Below are 17286 nucleotides of genomic sequence, written 5' to 3'. Positions count from 1 at the left end.
ACTGATTAGTGATGTTGTAGAGGTACAGGTTCACTACAAGGAAGAGGTGCGACATGGGTGCTGACGACAAGATGGAGAACGCTGGCGAGAAGATCGCAGGCAAGGCTAAGGAAGCTGCCGGAAAGCTTACTGACAACGAGCGCCTGGAAGCCGAAGGCAAGGGCGAACAGGTCAAGAGCGACCTCAAGGGTGCCGGCGAAAAGGTAAAGGACGCTTTCAAGCACGACTAGGAATTCGGCGGGGCCGTTGCAGTTGCAGCGGCCCCGCCTTCCTTTGTGTTTAACAAGGCTTACACCGCACGATCAGATGGAGGATTCTTTCGTGAATTTGCTGGTGAAATTGTTCGGCCTGGCAGTCAGCCTTGGAGCTGGCGTGCTGGCAAACAAGACGCTTGAAGGACTCTGGGAGAAAAAGACAGGAAAACCTGCCCCCAAGGACGGAACTGATCTGAACGATTCCTTGCCGGGAGTGCTCGTGTTCGCTGTGGTTTCGGCAGGCGTTGGTGCAGTGGTTCACGTTCTTACCCAAAGGGGCACCAAAAGTGCGCTGGCCCGAATGAAGAAAACGGCAGACGAGGTTTAGCAAAAATGGCAATAGCCCGATACCCGAGTGTTGTTATTGATTGTCCGGATGCGCCCGCCCTTGCCGCCTTTTATGGCGAATTGTTGGGCTGGGAGGTGAAGGGCGAAACCGATTGGTTCGAGATCCGTCCCAGCGATGGGAACAATTGCGTTGCCTTCCAACAGGTCGAGTCGTATCACGCGCCTGAATGGCCGGGGCAAACGGTTCCCCAACAGATGCACCTTGATCTGATGGTGGAGGACCTGGACAAGGGCGAGGAAGTGGCTCTGTCGCTGGGGGCAAGCAAGGCCGAGCACCAGCCGGGGACCACCTTCAGGGTGTTCCTTGATCCGGCCGGCCACCCGTTCTGTCTGTGCCTTTCCTAATGCTGGGCCTTTCCCAACCCGGCACGGCTTCCAGCCGTGCCGGCTCCTAGCCCTGCTGGGCCGCCCACTCCTCGACGCGACGGTTGCTCTCCTCTTCGGAGAGATCTTCGACGCGGGTCATGATGGACCAGCGGACGCCGAAAGGATCGCGGATGCTGGCGTATCGATCCCCTGAGACGAAAGTTGTAAGTGGTTCTCGGATAACGGCGCCGGCTTGTTCCGCTCGTTGCACAAGTGCGTCCGCGTCCGGGCAGTAGAAGCCCAAGGAGTAGCAGTCATCATCGCCGTCGGGCGCCGGGACCAGGTGGTATTCCGGGTTGGGTTCGCCCAGTTGAAGGTGGCCGTTCCCGAGGTCGAGTTCGGCATGGACCACAACTCCGCCCATCTCCGTGGCGCCAACAATCCGTGCCCCGAAAACGTCCCGGTAGAACGCGATTGCATTTTTGGCATCGGGTACGGCGAGGAAGGGCGTCAGGCTCGTCAAGCCGTTGGGGACTCCGTGGGTGGTGTACTTGCCGTGCGCGGCCTTGGTTGACTCTGTGCTTGTAGTATCTGTCATGTCCACGACGCTACGGTCCGGGCTTCCTCCGGCGCTTGGAAATTCGCGACAGACTTTGTTGGGGAGGATCTTATGGATGGTTCGTTCAAGGGCATTCTGTACCCGGCCCGGCTTCCCACTTTCAATCGTTTAGCGGCGCCGGAGCCTGTTGCGGAGCTGGTCCAGTGGTTCTGGATTCCCGAATGGGACGTTGAGCCAGGCCGCGCCTCCCGTCAGCATCTGATCGCCTATCCCGCATCCAATCTCGTTGTGCAGTTGGATGACGTGGTCTTCTCGGGTCCCACAACCCGGGCCGCCTATCGTGACTTGAATGGCCGCGGCTGGGCAGTGGGAGCGCTGTTGCGCCCGGCCGCTCTCCCGGTGTTCACCGACGATCCCGGCAGCTTGCGCGATGCCGAGGTGGTGTTGCCGTTGGAGGACCTCCACCGTTCTGTTGCACGGTCTATGAACCCTGTTGCACGGGCCATGAACGCCCCCGACGGCGGCACCCGGCGCGAGCAGGCAGTGGACGCCTTTGCGTCGTGGCTGGGTTCCCTGGACTACTTTCCTTCCGAAGAAGCCTTACTGGCCAACCGGATGATGGCCATTATTGCCTCCGACCCGGACGTTGCCCGGATTGATGACGTGGCGGCCCGGCTGGCGGTTTCAGCCCGGTCGCTCCAGCGAATTGCCAGGAAGTACATCGGGCTCAGCCCGTCTGCGCTGATCCGTCGACGTCGCCTGCAGGATGCTGCCGAGAGGGCACGTCTGGACCCTTCCGCCGATCTTGCGGGCATCGCCGCCGAACTTGGCTATACAGATCACGCACATTTGACGAACGACTTCCAGAAGTACCTGGGGTTCACGCCGAGCACATACCGGCGTGCTGTTGGCAGTTAAGCGTTCTCGCAGCATCCGCCATGACGTTGCTGCTGACTACACAGAAACGGGCACCGGTGGTTCCGTAGCCTCTTTGCTGGGTTCCGGCGTCGTGGTTTCCCCGCGGAAGGCGGCCAGCATCGCCTCGCGATCGAATTGTCCCTCCCACTTGGACACCACAAACGTGGCAACGCAGTTGCCGAGCAGGTTGACCACGACGCGCATGGAATCCATCAGCCTGTCGGCTCCGAGGAGCAATGCCACGCCCGCAACGGGGAAGATTCCCAAAGCCCCGGCAGTAGCGGAAAGGGCCAGGAAGGCCGAGCCGGGAACGCCTGCCATGCCTTTGGAGGTCAACATCAGGATTCCGAGGGCAGCCAGCTGTTGGCCCAAATCGAGGTTATGCCCGAATGCCTGGGCAAGGAACAGCAAGGAGATCGAAAGGTAGAGCGCGGCGCCGTCGAGGTTGAAAGAGTAGCCCGTGGGAACCACCAGCCCCGTGGTCGCGCGGGAACAGCCTGCGTTTGTCAGTTTGGTCATGATTCGCGGCAGCACTGATTCTGTGGATGCTGTGCCCAGCGCCAGCATGAACTCTTCGCGGGAGTACTTGATGAACTGCCACAGTGGAACGCGTGGATAAACCCAGGCCACGATGAACAGCAATCCGATGAAGACCAGTGCCGAACCGTAGCATGCAGCCACCAGCAGCGCGTAGGTACTCAAAGAACTCAACCCGTACTGGCCGATGATGAATGCCATCGCGCCGAAGGCGCCTACCGGGGCAACCCGCATCACCCAGGACATGATTTTGAAGAAGAGTTCAAGGGTGGTCTCCATGAGGTCGATGACGGGCTTGCACTTCTCCCGTCCCACCACCACGATGGCCGCCCCGAAGAAGACCGCGAAACAGAGGACTTGCAGCAGCGTGTTGGATGCGAATGCTCCAACCACGCTGGTGGGAATGATGCCCAGCAGGAACTGTCCGGCGTCCTTGGGCGGGGCCGTGGTGGTCTTGGCATTGACGGCTTCCGCTGACAGGGAAGCCGGATCAATGTTCAACCCAGCTCCTGGCTGGACGATGTTGGCCACGAGCAGCCCGAACGCCAGCGCGAAAAGTGTGGCGGCGGTGAAGTAGATGAGGGCTTTTACGCCTACCCGGCCAACGGACTTCACGTCACCCACAGCGGAGATGCCAGTAACGATGACCAGGAATATCAGTGGCGCAATGATCATCTTGATGAGTTGAATAAAGCCATCGCCAAGGGGGCGAAGCGCAGACCCGATGCCCGGCCAGAAGTAGCCAATGGCGACCCCCAGCACCACGGCCACGAGAATCTGGAAAAACAGGGATTTATAGAGGGGCTTCTTTGCCGCTGGGCTCGCAGCAACAGCAAGTGCGGGAGTCTTCAAGATGGCGCCTATCTGTGCGAGGCCGTGAAGGCTCACGGCCGGGGTCACACATGACGCTATGGGGGGCGTGTTTCGGAATTGCTAATTCCAACATCACATTGTGTTTAATACCGGAATCAAGTTTTCACGATACGAAATTTTATTGCAGTTGAAGTGGTTGGCAGCCTTCTGCGAGTACCTCCGCCGGCTTTGGAGTCGGCTTATGGAGCGCATCGAGAAACAACCTGTAGGAGACCACCCCCGCACGTGCGGACCCGGTGGAGCAGCAGCATCTGTAAACGTGGGTCATCCAAGGGCCGGGCAAGAGGGCTCGAAGCCACGAGTCGCACTCGGTCAACGAGGGCGGAGCTTGGATTCCACTGTCCTTGCGATGGGCAGCAATGGACACGGTGACACATGTTCCCGCAGGAGCTGGCCCAGGAGCGAACCATCCCCATTCCACGGTCTCGACGACGATCGTCACGTTAATGTTCTCGTCCTCGAATGATGAGGTGGGGCTCATTCGATAATGGCGTCGGCCGCTGTGGCATGAGTCGCGTTGTGAAGACTGGCTGAGTGCCTCGCGAAGTTCGTTCAATTCGGTGCCATGTTTATTGCGGATCTTGGCGCTGAGATCCATGACCAAGGTTCCCTCGGCTGCGCTGGGCCCGTGCGCTGCGCTGGGCGCCGGGGGGTCAACGGCGGCAGGCGTGGGTGCCGTAACAGAAAATGTGTCACGGATAGGCTGCTCAGACCGGTGCACAACACCCCCAGGACTCGACCATCAGGCAGGTGAGATGAGAATACCCGTCGAAAAATCAAATCGCTAGAGGAACCGTTCGATTATCCCTGCCTCAGCCCCGTCGCATCGAGCACCAGATTGGCGGTGATGAACCGACCGCACTGCTCACCAAACGGGTAGTCGCCCTTGGGCGTGAACGTCAGCGTCCGGACCGGCAGTGCGGTTCCGGATGGAGACGTGCCGGATACGGTGGCTTCAAGCGGACTTTCTGAGAGCGCGGGCAGTCCCAGGAAGCCGGTCATCGTGCCATCGGGCGAGGACGTTGCGGAGCACACGCCCTCAGGGGAGCAGCCCTGATCAACGGAGATTGAGCCTGGGTTCAAAGCCACGTCCGCTTCGGTGCAGGTCCCGTCCTGGCACGCTTTCATCCGCAATGCAGCAACTGTGTCCACGTAGCCGGCAGCTATCGTGATCGAGACTCCAGACGCCTGGGCGATCGCCGGGCAAGGTACCGGCTCAGCGAAGCAGCTGGGAAGAAGTGCCGAGGTACCCATCAGGGTGAAAGCCAAACCAATCTTGCCCATGCTTCAGGGTAGGACTGGAACCAGCAGGAGGCGCCCCAATGGAGGGAATCGGCACCCCATCGTTACGGCTCACACCGGCCCGTTGCCGAACCGACACCGCGCGTGATTGCCGCTTAGGCGGGAAGCCGCAAACCGCCGTCGTGGATTTCCGCCAATCCGTCACTGACCAGGCCGTCGAGTGCCCGTTCCAGCTGCTCGGGCGCTGAGTTGAGCCGGTGCAGTGCCGCGAGCGGAATCCCGACGCCGGACGGCGCGAACCCGAGGTCCGCCGGCGCCTGCTCGAACATCTCGCGCGGAACCGGGATGGCAGCTTCACGGAGGACGGCCATCACGGCTCCGCGGACTTGCCGGTCCGTGCCGTGCCAGGACTGGCCCTTGGGGGTGTACGACGGCGGTGGCTCACCGGCCGCGAGCCAGGCGCAGCTTGAGCGCACGGGACAGTCGGCGCACTTGGGGGTCCGGGCCGTGCACACCACGGCACCCAGTTCCATGACGGAGGCGTTCCAGCGCACGGACAGCGGCCGGTCTTCGGGCAGCAGGGCATCGGCGAGGCGCATCTCGGCCGCTGTGAGCGCCGGAGCGGGCAGGGCGTGCCCGGAGATGAGGCGCGCATGGACGCGGCGGATGTTGGTGTCCACCACTGTTTCGCGGCGGCCAAAAGCAAAGGAGGCGACGGCGGCAGCAGTGTAATTGCCGACGCCCGGCAGGTTCAGGAGCTCGGGATAACTGTCCGGGACGTCGCCATGGTGCTCGTCGCGGATAGCGACGGCGGCGGCGTGCAGTCGCAGTGCCCTGCGGGGATAGCCGAGGCGGCCCCAGTGACGAACGGCCTCCCCGGAGGGCTCATCGGCCAGATGCGCGGGCGTTGGCCAGCGTTCCATCCAGTCCCTCCAGACCGGAAGGACGCGGACCACAGGAGTTTGTTGGAGCATGACTTCGCTGACCAGAATGCCCCAAGGACTGCAATCAGGCTCGCGCCACGGAAGATCCCTGGCAGTCTCGGCGAACCACTGGTCCAGGGACTGGTGGAGTCCGGCGAGTTGGTCGGTACCGGGAAGTGCCATGCGTCAGATCTCCCGGACTGTTGATGTTTAGGTTGGCGCCGGAGCGCCGGAATTCTGCCCTCTACTGTAGTGGAAACCAGGACGGCGACGCTCCTGCGGTGCACGTCACACACGGCGGGTTTGGCGTCCGGCGGCGTGGTGGTGGCGTGCTGCGGAGTGGGCCCGCCTAGCCTAGAAACATGGCCAATCAGGGTAAGAACCAGTCGTCCGCGCGCACATCAGCGCCGGCGAAGGGGTCTGCCCGTAATTCAGGCGGTGCAGGCCGCCCTGGCACCCCAAAGCCCAGGCGACGTCCAAGCCCCGCCGTTTACCGCCGGCGTCGGCAGTTTGTCTTCGGCGCGCTGCTGCTCGTGATCGCCCTCGTGGTGGCTGGCATCATGGCAATTAGTGGTGCGCTTGCAAGTAAGTCCGAGCCCCAAGCGGTCAGCACACCTGAAGCGTCCCAAGTGCCCACGCAAGGGAATGCGCCCACAGCAGGCACTGCCTCCCCGTCCGCAAAGCCGACGCCTGTGTGTGACCTGAGCCTGGTGACCGTGGCCGCAGCTACGGACAAGCCAGCCTACGCGGCGGAGGAGAAGCCGCTGCTTACCATGACCATTACCAACGGCGGAACGGCTCCCTGTGAGGTGAACGTTGGCACGTCCCAAATGGAGTACGTGGTGATGAGCGGTTCGGACCGGATCTTTTCCTCCAAGGATTGCCAGGCCGGCAGTGAAGACCTGGTCAAGACCATCCAGCCTGGCAAGAGCGAGACCGCCAATTTCCCCTGGCAACGCAACCGGACGCTTGAAGGCTGCGCCCCGATCGAGGCCAAGCCCGGCGCAGGCGGCGCCTACTACACGTTCGAGGCCCGCTTGGGGAACAAGTCCAGCACCAAGGCCGTCTTTCAGTTGAACTAGTTGTGGAAGCGGAAAGCGTCCGACGGCGAATGCCGGCTTAGAGGAAGCGGTCCAGCAAACTGGCCTCGGCCATGCGGCTCAAGCCCTCGCGGACCGTGCGTGCGCGCTGGTCGCCGATACCGTCAACAGTCATGAGGTCATCGATGGTGGCTGCCATGAGGTTCTGCAAGCCGCCGAAGTAGTCCACCAGGCGATCGGCGACGGCCTTCGGCACGGACTTGAGGCCGGACAGGAGGCGGTAGCCGCGAGGCTGGACCACGGCGTCCAACTGCTCCACGCCACCGGCGAAGCCAATGATTCCGGCAATCCTGCTCAGATCGATCAGCTCAGTGGGCCCCAGGTTGAGGAGCGCCTGGACTGCTTCTTCAATATCCTCGGGAGTGGCATCGGGGTCTGCGTAGTCGCGGATGATGACATCGCTGCCGGGGCCGCGGCCCATGGTGAGCTCCTCCACCTGCAGCGACAGCAGGCGGCCATCCTCGCCAAGTTCCAGGACGTATTGGGCAATTTCCTCGGAAATCCGCCTGACCATTTCCTGGCGTTGCAGGGTGACGGCGACGTCCCTGACGGTGACCAGCGCTTCGATCTCAAGGGCTGAAAGGGAACTGGTCACTTGGTCCAGCCTTGCGCTGTAACGCTCCAACGTTGCCAGGGCCTGGTTGGCGCGGGCGAGGACCTTCTCCGAGCCCTCCAAGACGTGGCGTAAGCCATTCACATATAGCGCGATGATCTGCATCGACTGGCTGACAGAGATAACGGGAACGCCAGTCTGGATGGCGACGCGCTCTGCTGTTCGGTGCCTGGTTCCGGATTCCTGCGTCTCGATGCTGGAGTCCGGAACGAGCTGCACAGCGGCACGAACGATGTTGCTGGCGTCCTTGTCGCAGATGATGGCGCCGTCCATCTTGGCGAGTTCACGGAGGCGCGTGGGCGAGAACTCGATGCCGATATCGAATCCGCCCGAACAGATGGAGTCGATGGTGCGGTCATAGCCCAGCACAATCAAGGCGCCGGTGCGTCCACGGAGGATGCGTTCCAAGCCGTCCCGTAAGGGAGTTCCGGGTGCGACTCTGGCCAGAGTCGCCTTGAGCGACTCTTCCGGGCTCCGGGCCATAGGGTTTCCCTTCGAAGGTGCAAGCCATGGCTCACAGACAAGCTGAATCCGGCATCCGCGGGCGCTTCGAAAAATGCCCTGATGACGACTAGCACCATGATATGGCTTCCGGGCACCGTTAACCGCACCAGCAAGCCCCAAAGTGGGTCATTTCGTTATGTACGCGAACGGCCGGAAGGTGCCCTTTCCGGCGTTCTTGGCAAGGGCTGTTTGGGCCGATTGAGAGGTTGACATGGGCCGATATAACAAATTGGTGTAGATATTCTAGTAATCCACCTGCCGCTTCAACTTATTACCGAGCCACAGCATCGCCAGGCTTACCACGAGGAAGCCAACGGAAATCGCAAGGGCAAAGACAACAACGCCGCCCCAGCCGCCTGCCCGGGTGGGGTCGATGAACCAGTAGGGATACCAGTTCACCAAAGCGCCCCGGACCAGGCTGTAGACGAGGTAACCGATGGGATAAAGCAGCCAGTACCAGATGTGGCGGGTCGTCAGGGTTGCCCGCGGCGGTTGGAAGAGCCAATCCACCACCACGACCACAGGGATCAGGTAATGGACCACGAAGTTGACCCACGGAAGGAGTGAGCCCAGGTCCTCGCCGGCAAGCAAAGCTCCGAAGACCAGTCCAACCACGGCCATGGCGATGGTCGCCGTACCGCGGGTGGCGTCATCGATCTCGCTGGGGCGTTTGCGGATGAGGACCCTGTAGCCGCTGATGAGCAGCACCAGGGCCGCGAAGATGTTGGAGAGGTTGGTGAAGTAGCTGAAGAAGTTCCAGACGTCATAGCCCATGCCCAAATGAACCGTCAGCTGTGTTCCCACCGCCACCAACGTCAAAAGGCCGAAGAAAAAGCGTCCCCCAATAAGCACAGTTCTTTTGGTCATGGCCCAATCCTTGCCGAGCCGCATCCCAGTAGCCGCCCGACACCCCGCGAGGATCGCCTTTGGCCTATGTGATCAACAGCTCCAACGCCTCGGCCAGATGCCCCACTTCGCGCACGGAGAAACCTTCCGGGATAACGCCCGCACCGGCAGGGCTGGCAGGGACAATGGCGTGCGTGAAGCCCAGGCGGTGTGCCTCTTGGATGCGCTGGTTGATTCCGGGAACGGGACGTACTTCGCCAGCCAAGCCCACCTCGCCGAACGCAATGAGCCGTTGGGGGAGGGCTTTGCGGGATTTGGCTGACGCAACGGCCAACGCCACTGCGAGGTCGGTGGCCGGTTCCGTCAGCTTCACGCCGCCGACAGTTGCCACATAGGAATCGTCCTTATGAAGCATGCAGCCAGCACGCTGCTGAAGCACTGCGAGCAACATTGCCACCCGGGAGCTCTCCAGCCCACTGGTGGCACGGCGGGGCTGCGAATTGGCGCTCTCAGCGAGAAGGGACTGAACCTCTGCCAGCAGCGGCCTGCGACCCTCCATGGTCACCGTGATGCAGGTTCCGGAGACTGGCTCACGGGTCCGCGAAACGAACAGCCCGCTGGGATCGGCCAACCCCTCGATGCCGGCCTCGTTGAGATCAAAGCATCCGACGTCGTCGGTAGCCCCGTAGCGGTTTTTCACAGCCCGGAGCAGCCGCAGACGGGAGTGGCGCTCGCCTTCGAACTGGCATACGACGTCCACCAGGTGTTCCAGCAAGCGCGGCCCTGCGATGGTACCTTCCTTGGTTACGTGACCCACCAGCAGCGTTGTCATGTTGCGTCGCTTAGCCGCGGAGATGATGGACGCCGCAACTTCCCGTACCTGGGAAACGCCGCCGGCACTACCCTCGACATCCGCACTGCTAAGGGTCTGCACAGAGTCCACGATCAGCAACTTTGGCTCAAGCTTCTCCACTTGGCCCAGCGCCTGTCCAAGATCGGTCTCGGCGGACAGATACAAAGTATGCGCGACCGCGTCAATCCGCTCCGCGCGTAGCTTGACCTGAGCTGCGGATTCCTCGCCCGTGATGTACAGAACGTCCTGCCCGGTGCGGGCAAACTTCGCGGCGACGTCCAACAGCAGCGTGGATTTCCCGACGCCGGGTTCCCCAGCCAGCAGGATGACGGCACCGGGGACGAGCCCTCCTCCGAGGACGCGGTCCAACTCGTCCACACCCGTGGGCAGGAATGCCGCTGTTGTCCCATCCACCTCAGCGATACGGCGGGCGGGCTCCAAAACGGTAGCGGCCGCCGTCGTACGCGCAACGGTGGCGCCGTACTCTTCAACCGTTCCCCACGCCTGGCACTCACCGCAGCGGCCCACCCACTTGATGGCCGTCCAGCCGCATTCGGCGCATTTGTAAGCGGGTGTCTTGGATGCGCGGGAGGTCTTGGAAGCCATGGGTTCAAGGTTAGCCGTGGGGACTGACAGTATTAGCCGCCAGCGAATCGAGGAGCCTAAAGAGCCGGCAGCACGTCCCGTGCCTCGTCGGATTCCAGTCCGCTCGCCTCCAACAGGTCCACCATGAGCGGCCGGAACAGCATCACCACGGTTTCGCCCTCAAGCTTCTGAACGTCGAGCATTTTGGGGTGCAGGCGCGAGGCGATGTCGGTCAGCTCGTTGCGGGCGTGACGTATATGGACGCGGCGGGTTCCCTCGCTCTGCTCCGCCAGGCCAATGGTCAGTTCATCGATCGCGGCGGCAGTTTCCTGCAGTACCTCGGAGATGCTTTCAATGGCTTCATCAGACAGCGCAGCATGGTTGATCGCGCTGGTGAGCCTGCGGGCAAAAACGCGGCTGTTACGGAGTGCAAGATCGATGTATTCCAACGAATGCTCCAGGCTGGCTAGCTCGTCGCGGTGCCGGCGGTGGGCCGGAGCCAGAGTGGCTACCTCGCCTGAGGCGCGGAGGGTCTGCCGCATCCGGTCCACCAGTGGTTGGCAGTTGCGGCCGCGGATCAGCGCGTGCCAGGCGATGGTGGAGTCGCTTTCCACCATGGCCTTGGCACACTCGCGCAGCACTTCGGCGAGTTCGTGCAGGATCTTCTGGACGTCCTTGCGCGGCTCCCGGCGCGGATCCTTCGGCACCAAAATAGTCACCAGCAGGGCGAACACGCCGCCCACCACGGCATCCAGGCTTCGCGTGAAAGGCCCGCCGGCCGGCGCCGGCAGCAGCACCACCAGCAGCGACTGGAGACCCAATTGGGTGGTGAAAATCGTCCCGCTGTCCAGGAATCTGGCCAACAGGATAGAGAAAAGAAGCACGACGGCGGCCTGCAGGATCCCAGCGCCCAGCCAGTGGAGCAGGAGGTCACCCACCACGATGCCGAGCGTGCAGCCCAGTCCAACCTCAATAACGCGACGCAGGCGCGGATCACGGGAGAAGCCGAGCGCAATCAGCGAAGAAGTGGCCGCGAACAATGGCCCTTGGTGGCCCAGGATGTATTCCGCGAAAGCATAGGCGCCCACGGCACACACGGTCATCTGAATGGCCGGCGTCAGGGAGTTCCGGCTACGGACCAAGCCCGTCCGGACTCTGGCACGCAGGAACCTCTTGCTTGCAGAAAATCCCTTCGCGGCAGCCATGTCCTCCAGTCTATTTGCCGAACCCGGGCAACGATGACGCGCCGGACGCCAAGGAGAGCCCCACTCAAGGTGGCACGCGCCACATAACCCAATGGTCCGCCGTCGTTCACTTTGCGTTCACCTTCCACGTCAGGTCCCGTTACCTGCAGTGCTTACCTTCAGTAAAGGCACAAAAGGTCCATAGCTCACGCACGCCGAAATCTCCGTTCGGCCCGCATCAGAGAATCCCTGGAAGGGGTACATCCAAGTGAAGGCAACTCGCTTCGGCCGCAACGCGGCAATCGCGGTCATCGCAGCTGGCGCTCTCGCGCTCACCGCTTGCGGTTCAGACAACGCAACGGGCACCACCGCTGGCACGCAGTCCGCAGCAGCGGGCACCAAGGTTACCGGCACCCTCACCGGCATTGGCGCATCCTCCACCGGCGCAGCCATGGACGCCTGGAAGGCCGGCTTCGCCACTGCCAACCAGGGCGCAACCGTACAGTACTCCCCGGACGGTTCCGGCGCAGGCCGCAAGGCCATCATCGATGGCTCGGCACAGTTCGCCGGCTCGGACGCCTACCTGAAGGACGAAGAGCTCGAGAGCTCCAAGGCCAAGTGCGGCCCCGAAGGTGCCATCAACATCCCGGTATACATCTCCCCGATCGCCGTCGCCTTCAACGTCCCCGGTGTCACAGACCTGAAGCTCGACGCCGCTACGGTCGCCAAAATCTTCCGCGGCGATATCGCCAACTGGAATGACCCCGCAATCGCGGCCCTGAACGCCGGCGTTACCCTGCCGGACCTCAAGGTCACCCCCGTGAACCGCTCTGACGACTCCGGAACCACCACCAACTTCACCGACTACCTCGCCGCTGCTGCTCCCGAGGTCTGGACCGACAAAGCTGCAGGCATCTGGCCGGCAACCCTGAAGGGCGAGAACGCCAAGGGAACCTCCGGCGTCGTCAAGACCGTCACCGACACCCCGGGCGCCGTGACCTACGCCGATGACTCCGCCGTCTCCGGCAAACTGGGCACCGCTTCAATCAAGGTCGGCGAGGAATTCGTCAAAATCTCCGCTGATGCTGCTTCCAAGGCCGTAGAAGCCGGCAAGCCGGTTGACGGTCGCGCTGCCAACGACGTCGCCATCAAGCTGGACCGCAAGACCACAGCCTCGGGTGCCTACCCGGTAGTGCTCGTTTCCTACCACGTCGTATGCACCACGTACGAGACCAAGGCAGTTGCTGACCTGGTCAAAGCCTTCGAAAGCTACGTAGTTTCCGACGAAGGTCAGAAGACCGCTGCTGACGCTGCCAAGTCCGCGCCGCTCTCCAAGACCCTGCAGGACAAGGCCAAGGCCGCCATCGAAACCATCAAGGCCAAGGCCTAAGGTTTCCGGCGGGTTTGCCTGAACCCGGCTAAACACTGAAGTTCCCTGTCCCGCGCGGAGTGGCTGAAACGCCGTTCGCGCGGGATAGGGAACTTAGCCATGTAAGACCAGTTCACTCCAGACTGAAGGATCGTGAAGTGACCACCAACTCCCTGACAACCTCCCAAGGCGCAGGACGCGCCGGGGACAAGGTTTTCTCCGGGGCCGCCATGGCCGCAGGGTGCCTGATTCTCGCGGTTCTCTTCGGAGTCGCCCTGTTCCTTGTGGTGCAGGCAATCCCTGCACTCGTCGCCCCGCCTACGGACATCCAGGGCGGCAACGGCTTCTTCGCCTACATCGGTCCGATCGTGGTGGGCACGCTCATCGCCGCCGTGATCGCGCTCGTCATCGCAACCCCCGTGGCAATCGGGGTAGCCCTGTTCATCTCGCACTACGCCCCGCGCCGACTGGCTTCGGGGCTTGGTTACGTTGTGGACCTGCTGGCCGCCATCCCCTCCGTTGTCTACGGTGCCTGGGGTGCGGCGTTCCTGGCCAAGGAAATCTCCCCGGCCTACGACTGGCTCGCCAACAACCTCGGCTGGATCCCGATCTTCCAGGGCCCGGCATCCGCCACGGGCAAGACCATCCTGACCGCCGGCATCGTCCTGTCCGTCATGGTCCTGCCCATCATCACCTCCCTGTCCCGCGAAATCTTCCTGCAGACCCCCAAGCTGCACGAGGAAGCAGCGCTCGCATTGGGAGCCACCCGCTGGGAAATGATCCGGATGGCCGTACTTCCGTTTGGCCGTCCGGGCATCGTGAGCGCCGTCATGCTGGGCCTGGGCCGTGCCCTTGGCGAAACAATGGCGGTTGCGCTGGTGCTGTCCTCTGGGGTCTTGACTGCAAGCCTCATCCAGTCCGGCAACCAGACCATCGCCGCCGAAATCGCCCTGAACTTCCCGGAAGCCAGCGGGCTCAAGGTCAATACGTTGATCGCCGCAGGCCTGGTCCTGTTCGTTATCACCCTTGGCGTGAACATGATTGCCCGCTGGATCATCACCAAGCACAAAGAATTCTCGGGAGCCAACTAAATGACCGCCACCGTAGTCCGAAAGCGCTCGGCGCTCACCAAGGGCCAACTGCCCAAGTTCGCTCCTTACATCGTCCTGGCCGTCGCCCTGATCGTGGGCGCAGCCATCCTGGCCCTTATCGGGTTCAACGCCTTCGGCTGGGGCCTTGTCTCAGCGGCGCTGTTCACCATCGGCCTGGTCTCATGGAGCGGCGCCGTTGAGGGTGCCCGCAAGGCCAAGGACAAGCTCGCCACGTGCTTGATTGTCGGGTCCTTCCTGATTGCCCTCCTGCCGTTGATCTCCGTCATCTGGACCGTGCTGGTCAACGGCATTCCCGGCCTGGTAACCCCCGGATTCCTTGGTACGTCCATGAATGGCGTCACCGGTGCCTTCGACAACAAGGCAGTGGAGGAAGGCGGCAAGGTCCTCGGCGGCATTTATCATGCACTGCTGGGCACCCTCCAGATCACGCTTCTGGCCACGGTCATCTCCGTGCCGGTGGGTTTGCTCACCGCGATCTACCTGGTGGAGTACGGCAACGACCGTCCCCTGGCCCGCGCCATTACGTTCTTCGTGGACGTCATGACCGGCATTCCCTCCATCGTGGCGGGCCTCTTCGCGGCAGCGTTCTTCTTCGCGGTTGTTGGCCCCGGCACCAAGACCGGTGCGGTAGCCGCCGTCGCGCTTTCCGTCCTGATGATTCCCGTAGTGGTCCGCTCCAGCGAGGAAATGCTCAAGATCGTGCCGAACGAGCTGCGCGAGGCCTCTTACGCGCTCGGGGTGCGTAAATGGCGCACCATCACCAAAGTGGTCATCCCGACGGCGATTTCCGGCATTGCGTCCGGCGTCACTTTGGCGATCGCCCGGGTTATTGGCGAGACGGCCCCCATCCTAGTCACCGCAGGCTTCGCGACCACCATCAACAACAACGTATTCGGCGGTTGGATGGCCTCGCTGCCCACGTTCATCTACACCCAGATCCTGAACCCGACGTCGCCGTCCAACCCTGGCCCCTCGGACCAGCGGGCATGGGGCGCCGCTTTGGTGCTGATCATCCTGGTGATGCTCCTGAACCTCGGGGCCCGCCTCATTGCCCGTCTGTTCGCACCCAAAACGGGACGCTAGCCGGGCCGGTCGCCGGTTTTCCGGGCTCGCCAATCAAACTTCCAGAAACCCCCAAGGAATAAGGAACACCATGTCCAAGCGCATCGACGTCAAAGACTTGAATGTCTACTACGGCAGCTTCCTGGCTGTTGAGGACGTCAACATCAACATTGAAGCCAAGTCCGTCACGGCCTTCATCGGCCCCTCCGGCTGTGGCAAGTCCACCTTCCTCCGCACTTTGAACCGCATGCACGAGGTCCTTCCCGGTGCACGCGTCGAGGGCGAGGTCCTGCTGGACGGCGACAACCTTTACGACCCCGGCGTTGACCCCGTTACCGTTCGCACCCAGGTTGGCATGGTCTTCCAGCGCCCCAACCCGTTCCCCACCATGTCCATCCGCGACAATGTTCTGGCCGGTGTGAAGCTGAACAACAAGAAGATCTCCAAGGGTGAAGCCGATGCCCTGGTGGAGAAGTCCTTGGTTGGTGCCAACCTCTGGAACGAGGTCAAGGACCGCCTGGACAAGCCAGGTTCCGGCCTATCGGGCGGCCAGCAGCAGCGCCTCTGCATCGCACGCGCAATTGCTGTTGAGCCCCAGGTGATCCTCATGGACGAGCCCTGCTCAGCCCTGGACCCCATCTCCACGCTGGCCGTCGAGGACCTCATCAATGAGCTCAAGGACCAGTACACCGTGGTGATCGTGACCCACAACATGCAGCAGGCCGCCCGTGTGTCGGACAAGACCGCGTTCTTCAACATTGCAGGCACAGGCAAGCCCGGCAAGCTCATCGAGTTCGCGGACACCACCAGCATCTTCAACAACCCCGCCCAGAAGGCCACGGAGGACTACGTCTCCGGCCGCTTCGGATAAGGGGTTTGCAGGTTCCGGCTTATTTGGGGGAGCCGGCAATGAACGACGGCGGCCGTCGCCTTGGGGGTACGGCCGCCGTCAGTTTTTTGTACCCAACTACGTCGCAGCAGAGCGCGTTTTGAGCCTTCATAACGCGCTCTGCTGCGACTTGGTTGGGGAGGACGCTGGGATCGAGCCCGCCCCGGGAAGGTGAGTCCCGCCGTCGGGCGTTAGGTTTTGGCCAGGGGCGAGAAGGCCAACTCAAGGACGAATGCCATGGCGGCCGTAACGAGCGGTGTGGCCACCCAGAACAGTAGAATCCTGCGCACAAGACGCCTGTTGGTGATAGCGAAGCGCTGGTTGGTGCCCGCACCCAGCACGGACGCGGTCAGCGTGTGGGTTGTGGACAGCGGTAGCTGCAGGCCGATGGCGCCGATGAAGAGCATCACGGACGTCAGGGTCTGCGCCACAAATCCTCGAAGAGGGTCCACACGGATCAACTTGTGACCCAGGGTGTGCGAGATCCTCCAGCCACCAAACATGGTGCCCGCTGTCAGCATGATCGCGGTCAGAAGGAGGACCCACAGGGGCAATTCGCTCCCACTGGACAATCCCGCCGCCACCAGCGCCAGCAGGAGAACGGCCGCAGTGCGCTGCCCATCCTGGAGTCCATGGCCGAAAGCCACCGCCGCAGCAGAGACAGCTTGCGCGCGGCGAAAACGCCTGTTGATGACATTCGGCTGGGTATAGCGTGCCGCCCATGTCACCGGCCATACGAGCAAGTACGCCGCCACGAAAGCGATCAAAGGGGACAGGACCAAAGGCAAAGCGACTTGGGTCAGGAGGACGTTGTCCACGCCGTTGATCGAGTTCCCGCCCACCAGCACGCTCGCAGCGCCCGCGCCGATCAGTCCGCCCACAAGTGAGTTGGTGGAAGACAAAGGGATGCCCCGCCACCACGCGTACACGCCCCAGATGATGGAGGCGGCGAGGGCAGATGTCAGCATTGTGAGCCCGCTAATGCCGTTGGGGAGTTTGATCCACGACTGCGTAAACGCGAGCACGAAGCTGCCGCTGAGCATAGCGCCGATGAAGTTGAAAACAGCTGCCAGGAGTACCGCCACCGATGGCGTGAGGGCTCGTGTCCTCGTAGATAGTGCTACGGCATTGGAGACGTCACGGAAGCCGTTGAGAAACGCGAACCCTGAAGCCAAACCCACCACGAGGACCAGGAATGCAACGATCACG

Annotated in this window: 18 protein-coding genes; 9 read left to right on the top strand and 9 right to left on the bottom strand. The window is 62.3% G+C overall.

What is annotated here, in order from left to right:
- The first annotated feature begins 53 nt into the window (after window positions 1–53).
- The 3 genes from ACTAQJ_RS16035 to ACTAQJ_RS16025 all read left to right on the top strand — a co-directional run bounded on the left by ACTAQJ_RS16035 (window position 54) and on the right by ACTAQJ_RS16025 (window position 947).
- Window positions 54–230 (top strand): CsbD family protein, encoded by a 177-nt coding sequence (locus tag ACTAQJ_RS16035; protein WP_224094634.1) that lies wholly within the window; start codon window positions 54–56, stop codon window positions 228–230.
- 91 nt (window positions 231–321) lie between these two features.
- Window positions 322–582 carry a DUF4235 domain-containing protein gene (locus tag ACTAQJ_RS16030; RefSeq protein ID WP_223947533.1) on the top strand — a complete coding sequence of 87 codons (261 nt, stop codon included), beginning with the start codon at window positions 322–324 and terminating at the stop codon, window positions 580–582.
- Window positions 583–587: 5 nt separating this feature from the next.
- Window positions 588–947, top strand: a complete 360-nt coding sequence (locus tag ACTAQJ_RS16025) for a VOC family protein (protein WP_498697572.1) — start codon at window positions 588–590, stop codon at window positions 945–947.
- A 46-nt stretch (window positions 948–993) separates the two neighbouring features.
- On the opposite strand, the gene ACTAQJ_RS16020 is transcribed toward ACTAQJ_RS16025, so the two are convergent.
- Entirely contained in the window at window positions 994–1506 is a 513-nt protein-coding gene (locus tag ACTAQJ_RS16020; protein ID WP_498697569.1) for a VOC family protein, read from the bottom strand.
- Window positions 1507–1578: 72 nt separating this feature from the next.
- Between ACTAQJ_RS16020 and ACTAQJ_RS16015 the strand changes: the two genes are divergently transcribed.
- Window positions 1579–2385, top strand: a complete 807-nt coding sequence (locus ACTAQJ_RS16015; protein WP_498697567.1) for an AraC family transcriptional regulator — start codon at window positions 1579–1581, stop codon at window positions 2383–2385.
- Window positions 2386–2421: 36 nt separating this feature from the next.
- Here ACTAQJ_RS16015 and ACTAQJ_RS16010 read toward each other — a convergent pair whose 3' ends face one another.
- The 3 genes from ACTAQJ_RS16010 to ACTAQJ_RS16000 form a co-directional block, all read right to left on the bottom strand.
- Window positions 2422–3774, bottom strand: a complete 1353-nt coding sequence (locus ACTAQJ_RS16010) for a cation:dicarboxylate symporter family transporter (RefSeq protein ID WP_498697565.1) — start codon at window positions 3772–3774, stop codon at window positions 2422–2424.
- Window positions 3775–4596: 822 nt separating this feature from the next.
- The gene (locus ACTAQJ_RS16005) at window positions 4597–5079 is read right to left on the bottom strand and encodes a hypothetical protein (protein WP_498697563.1); all 483 of its coding nucleotides are present in this window, start codon (window positions 5077–5079) and stop codon (window positions 4597–4599) included.
- Between the two features lie 113 nt (window positions 5080–5192).
- Window positions 5193–6143 carry an HhH-GPD family protein gene (locus tag ACTAQJ_RS16000; protein ID WP_498697561.1) on the bottom strand — a complete coding sequence of 317 codons (951 nt, stop codon included), beginning with the start codon at window positions 6141–6143 and terminating at the stop codon, window positions 5193–5195.
- A 179-nt stretch (window positions 6144–6322) separates the two neighbouring features.
- On the opposite strand from ACTAQJ_RS16000, the gene ACTAQJ_RS15995 reads away from it, so the two are divergent.
- The gene (locus ACTAQJ_RS15995; RefSeq protein WP_498697558.1) at window positions 6323–7042 is read left to right on the top strand and encodes a hypothetical protein; all 720 of its coding nucleotides are present in this window, start codon (window positions 6323–6325) and stop codon (window positions 7040–7042) included.
- A 37-nt stretch (window positions 7043–7079) separates the two neighbouring features.
- On the opposite strand, the gene disA is transcribed toward ACTAQJ_RS15995, so the two are convergent.
- The 4 genes from disA to ACTAQJ_RS15975 all read right to left on the bottom strand — a co-directional run bounded on the left by disA (window position 7080) and on the right by ACTAQJ_RS15975 (window position 11666).
- Window positions 7080–8156: a DNA integrity scanning diadenylate cyclase DisA gene (gene disA / locus ACTAQJ_RS15990; protein ID WP_431117477.1), complete on the bottom strand. Its 1077-nt coding sequence runs from the start codon at window positions 8154–8156 to the stop codon at window positions 7080–7082.
- A 264-nt stretch (window positions 8157–8420) separates the two neighbouring features.
- Window positions 8421–9044: a Pr6Pr family membrane protein gene (locus ACTAQJ_RS15985; protein ID WP_498697557.1), complete on the bottom strand. Its 624-nt coding sequence runs from the start codon at window positions 9042–9044 to the stop codon at window positions 8421–8423.
- Window positions 9045–9108: 64 nt separating this feature from the next.
- Window positions 9109–10482 carry a DNA repair protein RadA gene (gene radA, locus ACTAQJ_RS15980; protein ID WP_354231738.1) on the bottom strand — a complete coding sequence of 458 codons (1374 nt, stop codon included), beginning with the start codon at window positions 10480–10482 and terminating at the stop codon, window positions 9109–9111.
- Window positions 10483–10538: 56 nt separating this feature from the next.
- Window positions 10539–11666, bottom strand: a complete 1128-nt coding sequence (locus ACTAQJ_RS15975; protein ID WP_442006606.1) for an FUSC family protein — start codon at window positions 11664–11666, stop codon at window positions 10539–10541.
- Between the two features lie 247 nt (window positions 11667–11913).
- On the opposite strand from ACTAQJ_RS15975, the gene pstS reads away from it, so the two are divergent.
- The 4 genes from pstS (at window position 11914) to pstB (ending at window position 16059) form a co-directional block, all read left to right on the top strand.
- The gene (gene pstS / locus ACTAQJ_RS15970; protein ID WP_498697554.1) at window positions 11914–13035 is read left to right on the top strand and encodes a phosphate ABC transporter substrate-binding protein PstS; all 1122 of its coding nucleotides are present in this window, start codon (window positions 11914–11916) and stop codon (window positions 13033–13035) included.
- Between the two features lie 137 nt (window positions 13036–13172).
- On the top strand, window positions 13173–14105 hold the full coding sequence (gene pstC, locus ACTAQJ_RS15965) for a phosphate ABC transporter permease subunit PstC (protein ID WP_498697552.1): 933 nt from the start codon (window positions 13173–13175) through the stop codon (window positions 14103–14105).
- Window positions 14106–15209 carry a phosphate ABC transporter permease PstA gene (gene pstA, locus ACTAQJ_RS15960; RefSeq protein ID WP_498697551.1) on the top strand — a complete coding sequence of 368 codons (1104 nt, stop codon included), beginning with the start codon at window positions 14106–14108 and terminating at the stop codon, window positions 15207–15209.
- A gap of 70 nt (window positions 15210–15279) precedes the next feature.
- Window positions 15280–16059: a phosphate ABC transporter ATP-binding protein PstB gene (gene pstB / locus ACTAQJ_RS15955; RefSeq protein ID WP_431117483.1), complete on the top strand. Its 780-nt coding sequence runs from the start codon at window positions 15280–15282 to the stop codon at window positions 16057–16059.
- Window positions 16060–16268: 209 nt separating this feature from the next.
- On the opposite strand, the gene ACTAQJ_RS15950 is transcribed toward pstB, so the two are convergent.
- The gene (locus ACTAQJ_RS15950; protein WP_498697549.1) at window positions 16269–17285 is read right to left on the bottom strand and encodes an inorganic phosphate transporter; all 1017 of its coding nucleotides are present in this window, start codon (window positions 17283–17285) and stop codon (window positions 16269–16271) included.
- Window position 17286: the final 1 nt, after the last annotated feature.

The organism is Arthrobacter sp. alpha11c (genome assembly GCF_054149985.1).
The sequence above is the reverse complement of the archived record's forward strand: the minus strand, read 5'-3'. Positions and strand labels throughout refer to the sequence as shown.

Excerpts from the sequence above, each read along its gene's own strand:
- ACTAQJ_RS15985 (WP_498697557.1), bottom strand. The coding sequence starts at position 9,044 with ATGACCAAAAGAACTGTGCTTATTGGGGGACGCTTTTTCTTCGGCCTT.
- ACTAQJ_RS16025 (WP_498697572.1), top strand. The coding sequence starts at position 588 with ATGGCAATAGCCCGATACCCGAGTGTTGTTATTGATTGTCCGGATGCG.
- pstB (WP_431117483.1), top strand. The coding sequence starts at position 15,280 with ATGTCCAAGCGCATCGACGTCAAAGACTTGAATGTCTACTACGGCAGC.
- ACTAQJ_RS16020 (WP_498697569.1), bottom strand. The coding sequence starts at position 1,506 with ATGACAGATACTACAAGCACAGAGTCAACCAAGGCCGCGCACGGCAAG.
- ACTAQJ_RS15995 (WP_498697558.1), top strand. The coding sequence starts at position 6,323 with ATGGCCAATCAGGGTAAGAACCAGTCGTCCGCGCGCACATCAGCGCCG.
- ACTAQJ_RS16015 (WP_498697567.1), top strand. The coding sequence starts at position 1,579 with ATGGATGGTTCGTTCAAGGGCATTCTGTACCCGGCCCGGCTTCCCACT.
- disA (WP_431117477.1), bottom strand. The coding sequence starts at position 8,156 with ATGGCCCGGAGCCCGGAAGAGTCGCTCAAGGCGACTCTGGCCAGAGTC.
- ACTAQJ_RS16035 (WP_224094634.1), top strand. The coding sequence starts at position 54 with ATGGGTGCTGACGACAAGATGGAGAACGCTGGCGAGAAGATCGCAGGC.
- ACTAQJ_RS16005 (WP_498697563.1), bottom strand. The coding sequence starts at position 5,079 with ATGGGCAAGATTGGTTTGGCTTTCACCCTGATGGGTACCTCGGCACTT.
- pstA (WP_498697551.1), top strand. The coding sequence starts at position 14,106 with ATGACCGCCACCGTAGTCCGAAAGCGCTCGGCGCTCACCAAGGGCCAA.
- ACTAQJ_RS16000 (WP_498697561.1), bottom strand. The coding sequence starts at position 6,143 with ATGGCACTTCCCGGTACCGACCAACTCGCCGGACTCCACCAGTCCCTG.
- ACTAQJ_RS15975 (WP_442006606.1), bottom strand. The coding sequence starts at position 11,666 with ATGGCTGCCGCGAAGGGATTTTCTGCAAGCAAGAGGTTCCTGCGTGCC.
- radA (WP_354231738.1), bottom strand. The coding sequence starts at position 10,482 with ATGGCTTCCAAGACCTCCCGCGCATCCAAGACACCCGCTTACAAATGC.